The 12,646-nt window shown below is 67.6% G+C and carries 14 protein-coding genes and 1 pseudogene; 7 read left to right on the plus strand and 8 right to left on the minus strand.

Going from position 1 to position 12,646, the window contains the following annotated elements:
• Positions 1–83 precede the first annotated feature (83 nt).
• Entirely contained in the window at positions 84–308 is a 225-nt protein-coding gene (locus OG395_RS54215; protein WP_327241205.1) for a hypothetical protein, read from the plus strand.
• Here OG395_RS54215 and OG395_RS54220 read toward each other — a convergent pair.
• Both OG395_RS54220 and OG395_RS54225 read right to left on the minus strand, forming a co-directional pair.
• Complete coding sequence (locus tag OG395_RS54220) at positions 305–1,933, minus strand: transposase (RefSeq protein ID WP_327241178.1); 1,629 nt, start codon at positions 1,931–1,933, stop codon at positions 305–307. The genes OG395_RS54215 and OG395_RS54220 overlap by 4 nt on opposite strands.
• Complete coding sequence (locus OG395_RS54225) at positions 1,926–2,504, minus strand: IS607 family transposase (RefSeq protein WP_327241179.1); 579 nt, start codon at positions 2,502–2,504, stop codon at positions 1,926–1,928. The genes OG395_RS54220 and OG395_RS54225 overlap by 8 nt, the downstream gene beginning before the upstream one ends.
• 93 nt (positions 2,505–2,597) lie before the next feature.
• Between OG395_RS54225 and OG395_RS54230 the strand changes: the two genes are divergently transcribed.
• From OG395_RS54230 to OG395_RS54245, 4 genes and pseudogenes are all read left to right on the plus strand, one after another.
• The gene (locus tag OG395_RS54230; protein WP_327241204.1) at positions 2,598–2,858 is read left to right on the plus strand and encodes a hypothetical protein; all 261 of its coding nucleotides are present in this window, start codon (positions 2,598–2,600) and stop codon (positions 2,856–2,858) included.
• Positions 2,859–3,001: 143 nt separating this feature from the next.
• A pseudogene (locus OG395_RS54235) lies at positions 3,002–4,390 on the plus strand (Helicase associated domain protein); the annotation flags it as partial.
• A gap of 113 nt (positions 4,391–4,503) precedes the next feature.
• Positions 4,504–5,547 (plus strand): IS630 family transposase, encoded by a 1,044-nt coding sequence (locus OG395_RS54240; RefSeq protein WP_327244963.1) that lies wholly within the window; start codon positions 4,504–4,506, stop codon positions 5,545–5,547.
• Between the two features lie 41 nt (positions 5,548–5,588).
• A complete protein-coding gene (locus OG395_RS54245) occupies positions 5,589–6,320 on the plus strand; it encodes a helicase associated domain-containing protein (RefSeq protein WP_442818492.1) in 732 nt (243 codons plus the stop codon).
• Positions 6,321–6,429: 109 nt separating this feature from the next.
• Here the strand turns inward: OG395_RS54245 and OG395_RS54250 are convergent, their stop codons facing one another.
• A complete protein-coding gene (locus OG395_RS54250; RefSeq protein ID WP_327241203.1) occupies positions 6,430–8,049 on the minus strand; it encodes an IS1634 family transposase in 1,620 nt (539 codons plus the stop codon).
• A 201-nt stretch (positions 8,050–8,250) separates the two neighbouring features.
• On the opposite strand from OG395_RS54250, the gene OG395_RS54255 reads away from it, so the two are divergent.
• A complete protein-coding gene (locus OG395_RS54255) occupies positions 8,251–8,754 on the plus strand; it encodes a hypothetical protein (protein WP_327241202.1) in 504 nt (167 codons plus the stop codon).
• A 431-nt stretch (positions 8,755–9,185) separates the two neighbouring features.
• Entirely contained in the window at positions 9,186–9,608 is a 423-nt protein-coding gene (locus tag OG395_RS54260) for a YjbQ family protein (protein ID WP_327241201.1), read from the plus strand.
• Between the two features lie 77 nt (positions 9,609–9,685).
• Here OG395_RS54260 and OG395_RS54265 read toward each other — a convergent pair whose 3' ends face one another.
• The 5 genes from OG395_RS54265 to OG395_RS54285 all read right to left on the minus strand — a co-directional run bounded on the left by OG395_RS54265 (position 9,686) and on the right by OG395_RS54285 (position 12,637).
• Positions 9,686–9,814: a hypothetical protein gene (locus OG395_RS54265; RefSeq protein ID WP_327241200.1), complete on the minus strand. Its 129-nt coding sequence runs from the start codon at positions 9,812–9,814 to the stop codon at positions 9,686–9,688.
• An 87-nt stretch (positions 9,815–9,901) separates the two neighbouring features.
• Positions 9,902–10,117, minus strand: a complete 216-nt coding sequence (locus OG395_RS54270) for a hypothetical protein (RefSeq protein ID WP_373302700.1) — start codon at positions 10,115–10,117, stop codon at positions 9,902–9,904.
• 387 nt (positions 10,118–10,504) lie between these two features.
• Positions 10,505–11,173, minus strand: coding sequence for a hypothetical protein (locus OG395_RS54275; protein WP_327241199.1), 669 nt, complete (start codon positions 11,171–11,173; stop codon positions 10,505–10,507).
• A 191-nt stretch (positions 11,174–11,364) separates the two neighbouring features.
• A complete protein-coding gene (locus tag OG395_RS54280; protein WP_327241198.1) occupies positions 11,365–11,895 on the minus strand; it encodes a hypothetical protein in 531 nt (176 codons plus the stop codon).
• A 76-nt stretch (positions 11,896–11,971) separates the two neighbouring features.
• A complete protein-coding gene (locus OG395_RS54285; protein ID WP_327241197.1) occupies positions 11,972–12,637 on the minus strand; it encodes a nitroreductase in 666 nt (221 codons plus the stop codon).
• Positions 12,638–12,646 lie beyond the last annotated feature (9 nt).

Raw genomic sequence — 12,646 nt, forward strand, 5'->3', positions numbered from 1 at the left:
TAGGAGCCTGGCCAAAGGCCCCATCACTGTCCTGTCTGCCCCGCCCGGCCGGAGCCACCTCCGGTCAGGAAGGCATCTCCAGCATGACAGGAACGGACACCGAAGCCGTCGTCGAACACGTGGTGATCGGCGGAGTGGACTCCCACGCCGACACCATCCACGTCGCCGTGGTGACTGACCGCGGCGGGCAGCTCGCGGACGCCGAGTTCCCCACAACGGCCGCTGGATACACGGGCAAGGCGAGCTGGCCCGACTCGGACACCCCATCGCCGCATCCACGCGTGCAAAGGTTCGGCGACCGTTCCTAAACAGTGTCCAGGAGTGAGCCTTGTACCCACGTCCCGGAACTGCGCGCATCCCGAACGGTTTTGGATGCGCTGGTCCCCCGCGTTCTCGTTGTCCCTGTCCGGTGACGCGCATCGTGTGCACGCTCCGCGACGGGGCGGCGGGTTTCCTCACGCCCTCGGTCACCATGATCGGCCTGGAGGGTCCGATGCCCAGCACCATCACTCTGGTGATGCTGGGGCGGTGCCGTCCGTCGCCGGATCGGGTGCCCGAGGGCGCGTCTGCCAATGGCCACCGAGGCGGCGTCATGGCGAGTCATGCTGATCAGGGGCTTGCGCCAGTGCTGGTCGCCCCACATCGAGGTGTATGCCGGGTCGACGGCGACGATCGCGATGCCGTGTTCGGCGGCCATGGAGACGATGCGGGCCTTGAGCTTGCCGGTAGGCATACCGCAGATGAGTTGCCGGAACCGCTTCTTGCGGCCGTGCTTCTCGCGGGTCTTCTCGGCGGCGAAGTCCAGGTTTTCGATGCCGATCGCCTGCGCGCCGGTCTGCTTGGTCCAGTGCAGGAGGCGGGTGAGAGCGTGCCGGATCTGGGCGTCGCGGTGGTCGGCGGTGCCGGACAGGTCGTAGTGGAAGCGGCGCGGGTCGCCGACCGGGTTGCCGTGCCGGTCGAGCCGGTAGGCGGCGAAGTGGTCGGCGTTCGTGTCGACGCCGACCATGCCCTTGGCGCGGGCGGTGGCCGGCGGCATCGTCTGCACGGCGGGCCTGGTCCACGAAGCGGTGAGATACCAGCGGCCCCGCTCAACGTGGTAGTGGATGCGGTAGGCGACGGCACGGTTGGCCTCGGTGCGGTCGCGCCACTCGTCCCCACGGTGCGCGAACGCGACCTTGGAGGCAAGAACGTACCGGCCATGCTTACTGTTGGCCAGGTGGGCGAGCGGGGCGGGCATCTTGATCGACACTTCGCCGTCAGGAGTGACGCGGATCGTCTCGTTCCCGAAGCGTTTTCCGGACTCGCCGTCCGCGGCGAGGAACCAGCGCTCAGCCTCCCAACGCTGACGCCACTCGCGCTCGGTGAGCTGCGCGGCCTGAAGGTTGTGCCGGTTCTTGAGCAGCCGCCGGCCGCCGCGAACGACACGGACATGTCCGGTCTTCCAGTCGTCGCGGGCCACGTCGAGGCGGTGTTCCAGGGTGGCCAGGCGGCGGGACTTGTGGAACCACTCGCCCTTGGACCGGTACCCGCCCGGCCCCCGCTTGCTGCCTTTCTCCCCGATCGGGAGGGACAGGCGGTGTCGCAGCGTGCGGATACCGGCCTCAAGGTTCTGGACATGGGCGAGCAGGCAGCGTCGGGCCAGGCCGTACTGGTCATGCGTGGCCTTCGTGATCGCACCCGCGATACGCGACGACGACTGCTCGGTCAGGTCACGCTTGCGGGACGCCCACGCGTCGTTGTCGTGCTTGTGCCCGGCTTCGCAACGGGCCTTGAGATCGAGACAGGCCAGGCGGCCCTGGTGCTCGCCGACCAGACGCAACACCTTCTCGTCCTTTGGCGCGAGGTGCTTGAGGCGGTCGCGTAACGCCACACCGGACGGGCCGACAGCAACGAACGGCAAGTCGATGGTGCGGAGCTGCTTCTTGTCAGCCATCGGCAGCCGCCGCTTCCAGTGCCTTCCTGGCACGGTTCTTCGCACTGCGGCGGCCGTACAGGCGAGCACAGAACGAGGTCAGAACCTCCACCATGTCGCGCACCAGGTCGTCTTCGACCTCGCCGTCATCCAGCACAACGAGTCGACGGCCGGTTGCAGCCAGAGCGGCCTCAACGAGTTCGACGTTCATACGGCCCAACCGGTCTTTGCGCTCCACCACTACCGTGGTCACCGCCGGGTCGGCCAGCAGGCGACGGGCCTTGGCGCGGGCGCCGTTCATGCCCGAAGCGATCTCGGATTCGACGCGCACGACCTTATGCCCGGCCTTCGCGGCCCATGCCGACAAGCGTGCGGTCTGCCGCTCCAGATCGGCCTTCTGGTCATGGAAGGAGACACGGGCGTACAGGCCCACGCCACCGGTCACGGACGGTGAGGTGTTCGCGTCGATGTTCACCAGGATCGTGCGCGGCCCCACTCGCTCCGCAGGGACCGGCAGCGTGCCCTCACGGAACCAGCGGTACGCAGTACGCGGGGCGACCCCCTGTGCGCGTGCCCATTCCGTCAGGTTCATACACCAGATCATACGACACTCGTGACACCTGAAGGACACTCATGGACACTTAGTCGAGAGCAGTTCCTGACCCCCCGCCCACTGGGGAACAGAGTGCCCCTCGCCCATCTGCGCCGCTCCGGCGCCTTCCACCCCCCACAGAGCTACCGCTATCTCACCCCCGAGGCCCTGCGCAGCCTCGTGGACGGGCACGAGACCGCCAACGAACTCCTCGACCGTCTCGCCGTGCCGCAGACGCCCAGCGATGCTGGCCTCACCGCTCTTCCACCCTCCCCCCGGACGGCCCGCCCTTCGCGTGCGTCCGACGGCATGCGATCCGCCACCGTCCTTCTCACCGCCGCACCTTCACACTGAGGGCCCTTAAGGAACAGCGGGCTCACCGCCTTACACAGGTACGGCATGAGAGTCAGGGCGAATAGGCGTCCCCACGTCCCCAACCTCGCGAACATGTACGGCACGTGAAATGCCAGCTCAACAACACTTCTCACACGACCTCGCTCAGTAAAACGGACGAAGCCCACGGGACCGCCGGAGACCTCGGCCGGCCCTGGGCCGCGATCCACGACAACGCCCGCATCCCTGCCGACTTCAGGTTGTACCTGACCGCGACCCTGCGGATCCTGGCCGCGCCGCGCCCCCAGAAGGGCGTCGGCGGCGAGGAGCTGGAGATCGCCTCCATGCTCAGTGATCTGGCAGGCCCGTACGGCGAATGGATTTTCGAGCTCGGGCTCGCGGAGAGCATCGAGCGGGGTATTTTGGCAGGTTTTGAGATTGATGTTCTAGAAGTTCGGGATCCGGACCCGGTCCTCGGACTGTCCGAGGAAGCGCTGAGGGGGCGTCGGCTCGCGCTGCTCCAGGCCGCGCTCCTGGAGCATGCCACGCGCCACAACCTCAAGACCGTGATGACCTTCCACCAGCGGGTGGAGGAGGCCGCCGCGTTCGCTACGAGGCTGCCGGAGACGACGGCCGAGCTGTATGCGGCCGAGGCGTCCGACGCCGCGATCGCCAACGCGGAGCGCCTGCCCGCCTCGACGATCGACGCCGAGTTCTACGAGCTGGAGCCTGGCCGCCATGTCCCGCCGGACCGGGTGTGGTCGGCATGGCTGTGCGGCGACCACCTCGTCTCCGAACGGCGCGAGACCCTGAAGCAGTTCGCCAACGGTGTGGACGCTGACGGCCGGCGGGTCCACCGCGCCTTCCTCGCGAGCGTTCGCGTCCTCGGCGAAGGCGTCGACATCGTGGGCGAGCGGGGCGTGGAGGCCGTGTGCTTCGCCGACACCCGCGGCTCGCAGGTGGAGATCGTGCAGAACATCGGCCGCGCGCTCCGCCCGAACCCGGACGGCACCACCAAGGTCGCGCGCATCATCGTGCCGGTCTTCCTTCAGCCGGGCGAGGACCCGAAGGACATGGTCGCCTCCGCCTCGTTCGCGCCCCTTGTGGCCGTGCTCCAAGGCCTACGCAGTCACTCGGAGCGCATGGTCGACCAGCTCGCGTCGCAGGCGCTGTCGCGCCAGCCGCGGGCCAAGCTGCACCACCTGGTCCGCGACGAGGACGGGCAAATCGTCCGGGCCGGCAACGCAGCCGCAAGCGAGGGACAGGAACACAAGGACGGGACTGATGCGGCAGCCGAGTCGGCGCTGCTGCACTTCTCCTCCCCCCGCGACGCGGCCACCATCGCGGCGTTCCTACGCATCCGGGTGTACCGGCCCAAATCACTGGTGTGGCTGGAGGGCTACCAAGCCCTTATCCGCTGGCGGGCCGACAACGGCATCGAGGGCCTGTATGCCGTGCCCTATGACGTCGAGACGACGGTGGGCGCCACGAAGGCATTCCCACTGGGGCGCTGGGTGCACCAGCAGCGCAAAGCGCTGCGGGCCGGAGAGCTAGTGTCCTGCGCCGGTAGTTGATCGTTAGTTGTTGTGTGACTTCTGCAGCTGGTACATCCATTCCTCGTCGTGGTCCGAAGCTGGAACCGTTACTGCTGTCCGCCGAGGAGCGGATGGCACTGGAGCGGTGGACGCGTCGGGCTACGACGGCTCAGGCGTTGGCCCTGCGGGCCCGGATCGTGCTCGCGTGTGCCGGGCCCGAGGTCCCGCCGATCGTCGTGGTCGCCCGCGAATTGCGGGTGACCGCGGACACGGTCCGCAAGTGGCGGCGGCGGTTTCTGGCCGAGCGGCTGGATGGCCTGGTGGACGAGCCACGGCCGGGCCGGCCACCCACCATCGGCGTCGATCAGGTGGAGGCGGTCGTGGTCGCGACGCTGGAGGAGATCCCGAAGAACGCCACGCACTGGTCGCGGAAGTCGATGGCCGACCGCAGCGGCCTGTCGAAGTCGAGCGTCGGCCGGATCTGGCGGAAGTTCCAGCTCAAGCCACACCTGACGGACACGTTCAAGCTCTCGACAGACCCCTTGTTCGTGGAGAAGGTCTACGACGTCGTAGGTCTGTACTTCAACCCGCCCGAGGGCGCGGTGGTGCTGTCGGTGGACGAGAAGTCCCAGATCCAGGCGTTGGACCGGTCTCAGCCGGTGCTGCCGATGATGCCTGGAATGCCCGAGCGGCGGACTCATGACTACGTGCGTAACGGTCTGACCACCTTGTTCGCGGCCTTCGACGTCGCCACCGGCGAGGTGATCAGCTCCCTGCACCGGCGGCACCGGGCGGCGGAGTTCAAGAAGTTCCTGATCAAGATCGACAAGCAGGTGCCCGCGCATCTGGCGGTCCACCTGATCGTCGACAACTACGGCACCCACAAGACCCCGGCGATCAGAACATGGCTGGCCAAACACCCCCGGTTCCAACTGCACTTCACCCCGACCGGCTCCTCATGGATCAACCAGGTCGAGCGGTGGTTCGGCTTCCTGGCCGACCAGATGATCCGCCGAGGCGCGCACAAGAACGTGCAGGCCCTCGAAGCCGACATCCGCCGCTGGGTCAAGAACTGGAACGAGGACCCCACGCCGTTCATCTGGACCAAGACCGCCGAAGAAATCCTCGACTCCCTCGCCCACTTCTGCCGACGGATCTCCGGCGCAGGACACTAGACGACCACCGCAAGAAGCTGCTGGACGCGGACGACGCCGGCATGGTGTGGGAACCCGGGGAGGAGGCGTGGGAGGCCAAGCTCGCGATGCTGCGCTCCTACCGGCACGCGCACGGGCACCTCGCCCCCCGCCAGGACACGGTCTGGGGCGAAGGCGAAGGCGAGCAGGTAGCCATCGGACAACTGCTCGCCAACCTCCGCCGCACTGACGGCCTCGGCAAAATCCCCAAACGCGCCACCGCGCGGGCCGCGCAGCTCGCCGAAATCGACCCCGACTGGAACTGCCCCTGGCCACTGGACTGGCAACGCCACTACAAGGTGCTCGCCCACCTGGCCCAAGACGAACCCCACGGCCTCCTGCCCGACATCCAGCCCGGCGTTCTCTTCGAGGGCGACGACCTCGGACGATGGCTCGCGCGGCAAAGGGAAGCGAGCACCTGGGCGCAGCTGTCCACCGAGCAGCAGGAGCGGCTGTCCGGGCTGGGTATCAAACCCTCTGAGCGCCCCACTGCGGCCCCAGCCTCCAAGGGTGCGGCGAAGGGTCAGAGCAAGGCGTCAGCGGCCTTCCAGAGGGGCGTCGCGGCCCTCGCCCAGTACATCGCCCGCGAAGGCACCACTGCGGTCAAACGGCCCCACCGCGAGACGATCGTCCTCGACGGCCAGGAGCACGAGCTCGCGCTCGGCATCTGGTACGCCAACCAGAAACAACGCCGGAACAAGCTCACTGCCCCGCAGCGCACCGCCCTCACCGAACTCGGAGTGGAGTGGACGTAGCGCCCGACGACGAGGGGCCAGCCGGAACAGCCCGCGGCTGGCCCCGAGGGGCTTCTGGCACTGGTCGAGTCTTCGCCGGCTGCTAGGCGGTGACTTCGCACATGGGGATTTAGGTCTCCAGCCAGCGGGGTCTGGTTTCATCGATGCCGAGGAGTTCGAGCAGGTGTGCTTGGACTCCTTGGCTGATGAGGATGGTGGGCGGGTCGGTGGCGGTGCCGGGGCGGAGCATGAGGCTGTCGAGGTGGTAGAGGATCATGCGTCCGGTGGGGCGGACCCTGCGGTTGTCGGGGTAGAGGCCGCTCATAGTCTGCTCGGGGCCCAGGGCCTGGCGTACTTGGCGTTCGATCAGGCAGAACACCAGCAGCGCGAGGCAGATCACACTGATCAGGGCGGCGATGCGTCGATTGTGTTCCAGGAAGACCGGCGCGACCGCGAGCGGGCCCTTGAAGTCGCTGTAGCGGCGTTCGACTACGCCTTGGCCCTTGTAGCGCCGTAAGGCCTCGGCGGCGTCGGCCTGCTCGGGAGTGAGTCGGGTGACCAGGGCGTACCAGCCGTCGGCGGCGGCCTGCGCGTCCAGGACGTCCTGGTCGAAGTGCCAGGTCAGCGACGGGCGGCCGTCGGTATCGGTGGTGACGGTGGTGCGCAGGCAGCTCGCCACGCGGCGGGTCTTGGCGATCACGCCGATCCGGGCCTCGACCTTGGCGGCGGTGTTGTAGTAGCGGCCGCCGGCGGAACACTGCAGTTTGTCCAGGTCCTCCGCCGCCCTGGCCAGGCGTTTGGCACGGGCGGCCTGCTGGCCTTTGGCGTTGCCGGTGGAGTGGACCAGGATCCGCCGCAAGGTATGTACGGGATCACGCTTGCGGGGCCCGGCCATGACGTGGACGTCTTCCAGAACCCGGTAGGACTCCCGCTGATCGGCGGGGGTATTCCGCTCGCGGTCGCGGTCGTTGACGTAGCCGACCAGCTGAGCGGAGTCCACGTCCAAGGCGGCGTAGACCTCGTCCTTGACCTGGGCGGCCGGGAGCGGGGCGATGAAGTCGACCTTCGCGTCCAGCAGCGCGGTGATGTTCGGGTACGACACGAGCTTGGAGTCCGCGACCAGCAGGAAGTCCTTGCGGTCGGCGATCTTCCGCAGGGCCTTCATCGCGCCGACGACCTGGGCGACCTCGCCCGCGCCGCCGTCGTAGACCCGGTGGAAGAGCGGGATGCCGCCGTCGCGGCTGACGGCCAGCCCGGCCTGGATCTGCTTCAGGTCCACTCGCCGGTCCTTGGGGTGACCGTACCTGACCTGCGGGAAGCCTTCTTCCTGGTCCTCGTAGGCACCGAACAGCGACAGCGAGGTCATGTCCCAGTGAATCTGAGTGACATCGACGCCGAACTCCGTGATGGCCTGCGCGCCGACCGAGCCGGTGATCTCCTCCAGATTCGGCGCGATCGCGTCCAGCGCACGGACGAGCCGATCATCGTTGAGCAGCCCAGGCTCTACGCCGAAGACTTCCTCCACGGCCCACTTCCGTGCCCAGTCCTCCACCCGGACCATCGACGTGGGCGAGGACAGACGGTTGGCGACCAGCACCTCGATGACCTGCCCGTGGGTCAGATGCGCCACGTCCCGCACCGGGCACAGTTCGTCGATGATCCCGGCCACGTCCAGCCGGCGCAGAAACTCGGCAGAGGCAGGCAGAGCGCCCAGACGCCTCTCCACCACAGAGGTCAACTCCACCGCCATGCGGGGACGCTGGACCCGGGAACGACGTGTACGAGATATCGGCACATCCCACTCAACGAACCACACCCGTCCAGGTACCGGCCACATGACCGGATCATCCGATCCGGTCATGTGCGGAGGATGGGGCTAGGCGCTGTTTCTCGGATCAGGTTCGGAGCCAGATCATGAGGGCTGCGAGTGTGACGGTGCCGAGGCGCGTACGTGCCGCGGCTTCCTCCGACCGCCTACACGCTGCTGCTGCACATGATGACCGAGCAGGAGACCGGTGGCCTCGTGGTCGCCACACACGACGAACTCGCCACTGGACTCGCTATGGAACGCGGCATGATCAGCCGGGCCATGCCGCACCTGGTCGCCGCCCGGCTGATCACTGTGGTCCGCCGCGGCCGTTTCCAGCTCCACCCGATGATCGCCGCCTTCAACGACCCGCGCGAGCAGCAGCGCGCCATCAAGGCCCTGCCCAAGGACATGCGACTGGACGCCGGCGACTTCGAGGACGAGTACGAACGCCGTTTCTGCAGGAGAAGGCCTGCAAGGCCGAGGCGAAGGCCAAGGGCAACGTCACGCCCATCACCAAACTCAAGCGCGTTCCCTGACCAGCCAGCCGAAGTGAGACGGCGCTGCAGCAACTGTGCAGCGCCGTTTCTCGTGCTTGGGGAACACGTCAGAGGACGGTGCCGTGCAGGATACGGCGGTCACCGGTGAGGGCGTAGCGGCGGGCCGTGATGCCGTTCTCCAGGTTCTCGCAGCTTGCTTCGCGTAGTGGGCGTTCCGAGCCGTGCAGATGCGGCTCGGTAAGGAATCTCGCCGTTCTTTAGAACTGGTGTGGGAGCGCATCACAAGTTGGGGACGCTGTCCCTCAGTCGGACGACTGGGGGCGATGTGGGGTACACAGCCGTGCATCCGAGGTGGGGACGATTGGACGCGTCGCTTGACGACCTCGGCTGCGGACACGACTGGGCGGATATTCACCGTGTCCGGGGAGCGGAGTTGACGTGTCCGGAGTGCGGTGGCCGGGTCTTCGCCCGGATATCTCACTACCGCGCCCGGCGAGCACGTGCCCCTACCGGCGGAGTCCCGGAGGAACAACCCATCCAGCCCTTAGTGCTTTGCTCCGCGATGGGTACCGGTGAAGTATGACCGGCACCTTCACCACCCGCACCATCAACATTGCAACCGGCGGCACTGAGACCATGCACGACCTGACCAACGCATGCTCCGCGTTCCTCCGGGAGGTCGCTCATGGGCGAAACGGACTGCTGAACGTTTTCACCCCCCACGCGACATCCGGCCTGGCGATCATCGAGACCGGCGCGGGCAGTGACGATGACCTGTTGGCAGCCCTCCGCGAAATTCTTCCCGCGGACGACCGTTGGCGAGCCCGCCACGGTCGTCCAGGCCACGGCAGTGAGCACGTGCTCCCGGCACTGGTACCACCACACGCCACGCTGCCCGTAGTCAATGGTGAGCTGGAGCTGGGGGCCTCGCAGTCCGTTGTACTGGTGAACTCCAACCGGGAGAGCCCCGAACGCCAAGTCCGGCTGTCCTTCCTCGGCTGACCACACCACCCACGCGGTCCTGCGGCAGGCGGCGAGGGCGAATCCGGCCAGCAATGCGGCCGTGTCGCGGAGGCCGATCAGGTAGGGAGCTGCGGCGCGGTCATCTTGCGGAGCAGCGGCACCCTTGTCCCGCCCGGGTCGTGCAAATGCTGCGCTGCGCCACGAACCACCATCCCAGCCACCACCACGACGATCAGCAGCACCATGCAGCAGCCGCAGGTGACCTCTGACAAGTGATCTTGACCGATTGCCAGGCGACTTTGACCGCCCGGTTCAGGCCGCTTCGTCCGTTCCTACTCGCCGTCGCTGGTGGTCCGGTTCAGACTCCGGCGCCGGTTCTTCTCGGAGCGACGCACCAGCTCGCTCGCGGCGAGCGTCACGGTCGCCACGCCGCGGACCCAGCGGGGCCCGCCGCGCTCCGCCCACACCACACACGCACACCCGCCGGCGGCGAGCACCAAGACGCCGAGCAGCACCAGGCCGACCATGTTCCCCACCTCTGCGTTCATTCGTACGGTCCCGCTGATCATCTCAGGCCGGGAAGGGGCCCAACGGGATGTCCGACCAAAACGACACCTGGCTCACGGAGGACCATCGGTCAAGATCAGGTGGCAGGGAACTGCTGGTCGTCAAAATCTCCTGGCAAACGGCCAAGATCACTTGTCAGAGGACAGCAGGCCCTGGCCGACGGCTGCTCTCACAGCTATCACACCTCACAGAGCAGCGCGCCTACCTGGGGAAATGGGCTGCGAGACTCACAGATTTCAAAGCGCGCGGGGGCGGCCGGCGCACACCTACGATTCCTGTCTCACTGGACGCGACCGCGCATCTGACCTGCCGCACGGGCGCGCGAAGCGATCTCAGCCGCGACGGTCAGGGGGACGGGAGCGTGCTTCTCAGGAGTGGGGTGTCATTCCTTGCGGGTCGCTCTGCGGGGCGTACGTCTTCATTGCCTTGTCTGTCATGAGTGCTGAGATCCGGAGCCATTCCTGGTGTTCCACTTCGGCGGTGCGGAGCCATTCCTCGGCTCGGTAGCTGTCCAGTGCCTGCCCGGCGATGTCGCGCTGGTATTCCTGTGCGTCCTCAGCGGCGCGAGCGACGTCCTGGACCGTCATCCCGGTGGCCTGTGCCTGTACCCGGGCGCGGTAGAACCGGGCGGTGCTGGAGGCGAGGGGGACGGGTTCTTCGAGGGGATGCAGCCAGACGGCGGGCAGGACGGTGTAGGTGATGGCGGCGGGGAGGGTGACCTCGTTGCCGTCGGTGTCGGTGACGAAGCCGTCGATCTCGTACTCGGGGCCGGCGGGGAGGTCCAGAAGTTCGATCTGGTCGGCGGTGAGGCGCAGGGTGACCCGGTTGGTGGTGGCCTCGTAGCCGTCGACGGTGGCGCCCTCGGGGTCGATACCGGTGACGGTGAGGTCGAAGCGGTCGCCGCGGCGCAGGTTCAGTCGCATGTCGGCGGCGAAGTCGGCATGGGTGCGGGGGATATGGTGGCGGAGGGTCGGCGGCAGTCGCTGGGGGACCTTGACCTGGTAGGTCTCGCCGATCTGGATGTCCTGGACGCGCATGACGGCCTCCTGCCCCCTCTCCAGCCTCCCCCGGGGCATCCCGAACCGCCAAGGCCGGGGCGGGGAAGCGCCGCGTGGCGGCCCGGTAGAGCCCGCGGTCGGAACGTAGGAGAGTGCAGCCGCGAGCTCCGTCTCACACCCTCACAGCCTTGCTGCGCAACGTGTCTACCTGCGCAAATGCGGTGTGAGGCTCACAATCTCCGCGTCTTCTGGGGGTTCAGGCGCTCCTTTCGCGGGCGTGGCAGAGCCGGAACGGGGCCGCCGGGGAGGAGACCCTTGCGGCGCATGGCCTGGTCGCGGCTGCGGCACCAGGTGGTGCAGTACTTGCGGGGGCGGCGGGTGGCCTCGGGCAGCGGCTGGGCACAGGTGGGGCAGTGGCCGGCCTCGATGACCGGGGCCAGGTTCTGGAGCAGCCGCCGGACACGGTCTTCGTCTTCCGGGGTGTACGGCTCAGCGTCGGCCCGGCAGCCGGCGAGGAGTTCGGCGAAGACGGAGCGCAGTGCAGCAAGCTCGCGGCGGCAGGTGCCAAGGAGGTCGAGGTAGCCCTCCACCGGCCAGGTGGCCAGGACGGCGGAACGGGAGAGGTAGAAGCCGACGGTGTCGATCCGGTAGTGGTCGGCGGTGTCGAGCAGGAGGTAGCCGAGCAGTTGCCAGGCGCTCGCCTTGGGGAAGCGGTGCGGGTGCTTGTCGCTCTTGAAGTCGATGAGGAGTCCGTCGACCACGAGGTCGGCGTCGGCGAGTACGAGGACATAGAGACGGTCGCGCCTGCTGATCCTGCGGATCTTGACCGCCTGATGGTCACATTCCGATGAAGCTCACTGTTTCCGTCATGTCCGCCCGCCCAGTGCGCAGCCGTGGCGCGCCTTCCTTCTCGAATCCCACCGAGACACCGCAGAACAGCACGAGCCCGTCGTCGGCCCCGACCATCTGGCTGACGGTCTTGCGATACATCGTCCACATCACCTGGGGGCAGCTGTGCAACCCTTCCGCCCTCAGCAACAGCATGACCGTCTGCAAATACATCCCCGCGTCCGCCCACTGCCCAGGGCCCATCGTCCGGTCGAGGTAGCAGAACAGCACGACCGGCGCCCCGAACGCCTCCGAGTTCAAGGCGGCGATCTTCATGGGCCTGTCGGGGTCGTCGCGCTCGATGCCCAACGCTTCGTACCGCTGGGCGGCTGCGGCGGCGAAGCGGTCCATATACGGCGAGGCCAGTTCGGCCGGGTACATCGGATGCTCCCGCTCGTCGCCCGGGTCGCCCGCCAGTGCCCTGGCCGTCGCGCGCCTCTTCAGTTCAGCCAGGGGCTCGCCGGCCACGACATAGGCATGCCACGGCTGGAGGTTCCCACTCGACGGAGCCCGCGTCGCTGCAGTCAGCACTCGTTCGAGAACCTCTCGGGGTACCGGCTCGTCGCTGAACGCCCGCACGGCCCGGCGGCCGTCCACGGCTTCATACACATCCACGTGGTTCTC

The organism is Streptomyces sp. NBC_01320 (genome assembly GCF_035974375.1).
In the GTDB taxonomy this organism is placed as follows: Bacteria; Actinomycetota; Actinomycetes; order Streptomycetales; family Streptomycetaceae; genus Streptomyces; species Streptomyces yanii.

Excerpts from the sequence above, each read along its gene's own strand:
- OG395_RS54215 (WP_327241205.1), top strand. The coding sequence starts at position 84 with ATGACAGGAACGGACACCGAAGCCGTCGTCGAACACGTGGTGATCGGC.
- OG395_RS54220 (WP_327241178.1), bottom strand. The coding sequence starts at position 1,933 with ATGGCTGACAAGAAGCAGCTCCGCACCATCGACTTGCCGTTCGTTGCT.
- OG395_RS54225 (WP_327241179.1), bottom strand. The coding sequence starts at position 2,504 with ATGAACCTGACGGAATGGGCACGCGCACAGGGGGTCGCCCCGCGTACT.
- OG395_RS54240 (WP_327244963.1), top strand. The coding sequence starts at position 4,504 with ATGGCACTGGAGCGGTGGACGCGTCGGGCTACGACGGCTCAGGCGTTG.
- OG395_RS54245 (WP_442818492.1), top strand. The coding sequence starts at position 5,589 with ATGGTGTGGGAACCCGGGGAGGAGGCGTGGGAGGCCAAGCTCGCGATG.
- OG395_RS54250 (WP_327241203.1), bottom strand. The coding sequence starts at position 8,049 with ATGGCGGTGGAGTTGACCTCTGTGGTGGAGAGGCGTCTGGGCGCTCTG.
- OG395_RS54260 (WP_327241201.1), top strand. The coding sequence starts at position 9,186 with ATGACCGGCACCTTCACCACCCGCACCATCAACATTGCAACCGGCGGC.
- OG395_RS54265 (WP_327241200.1), bottom strand. The coding sequence starts at position 9,814 with ATGGTGCTGCTGATCGTCGTGGTGGTGGCTGGGATGGTGGTTCGTGGC.
- OG395_RS54270 (WP_373302700.1), bottom strand. The coding sequence starts at position 10,117 with ATGAACGCAGAGGTGGGGAACATGGTCGGCCTGGTGCTGCTCGGCGTC.
- OG395_RS54275 (WP_327241199.1), bottom strand. The coding sequence starts at position 11,173 with ATGCGCGTCCAGGACATCCAGATCGGCGAGACCTACCAGGTCAAGGTC.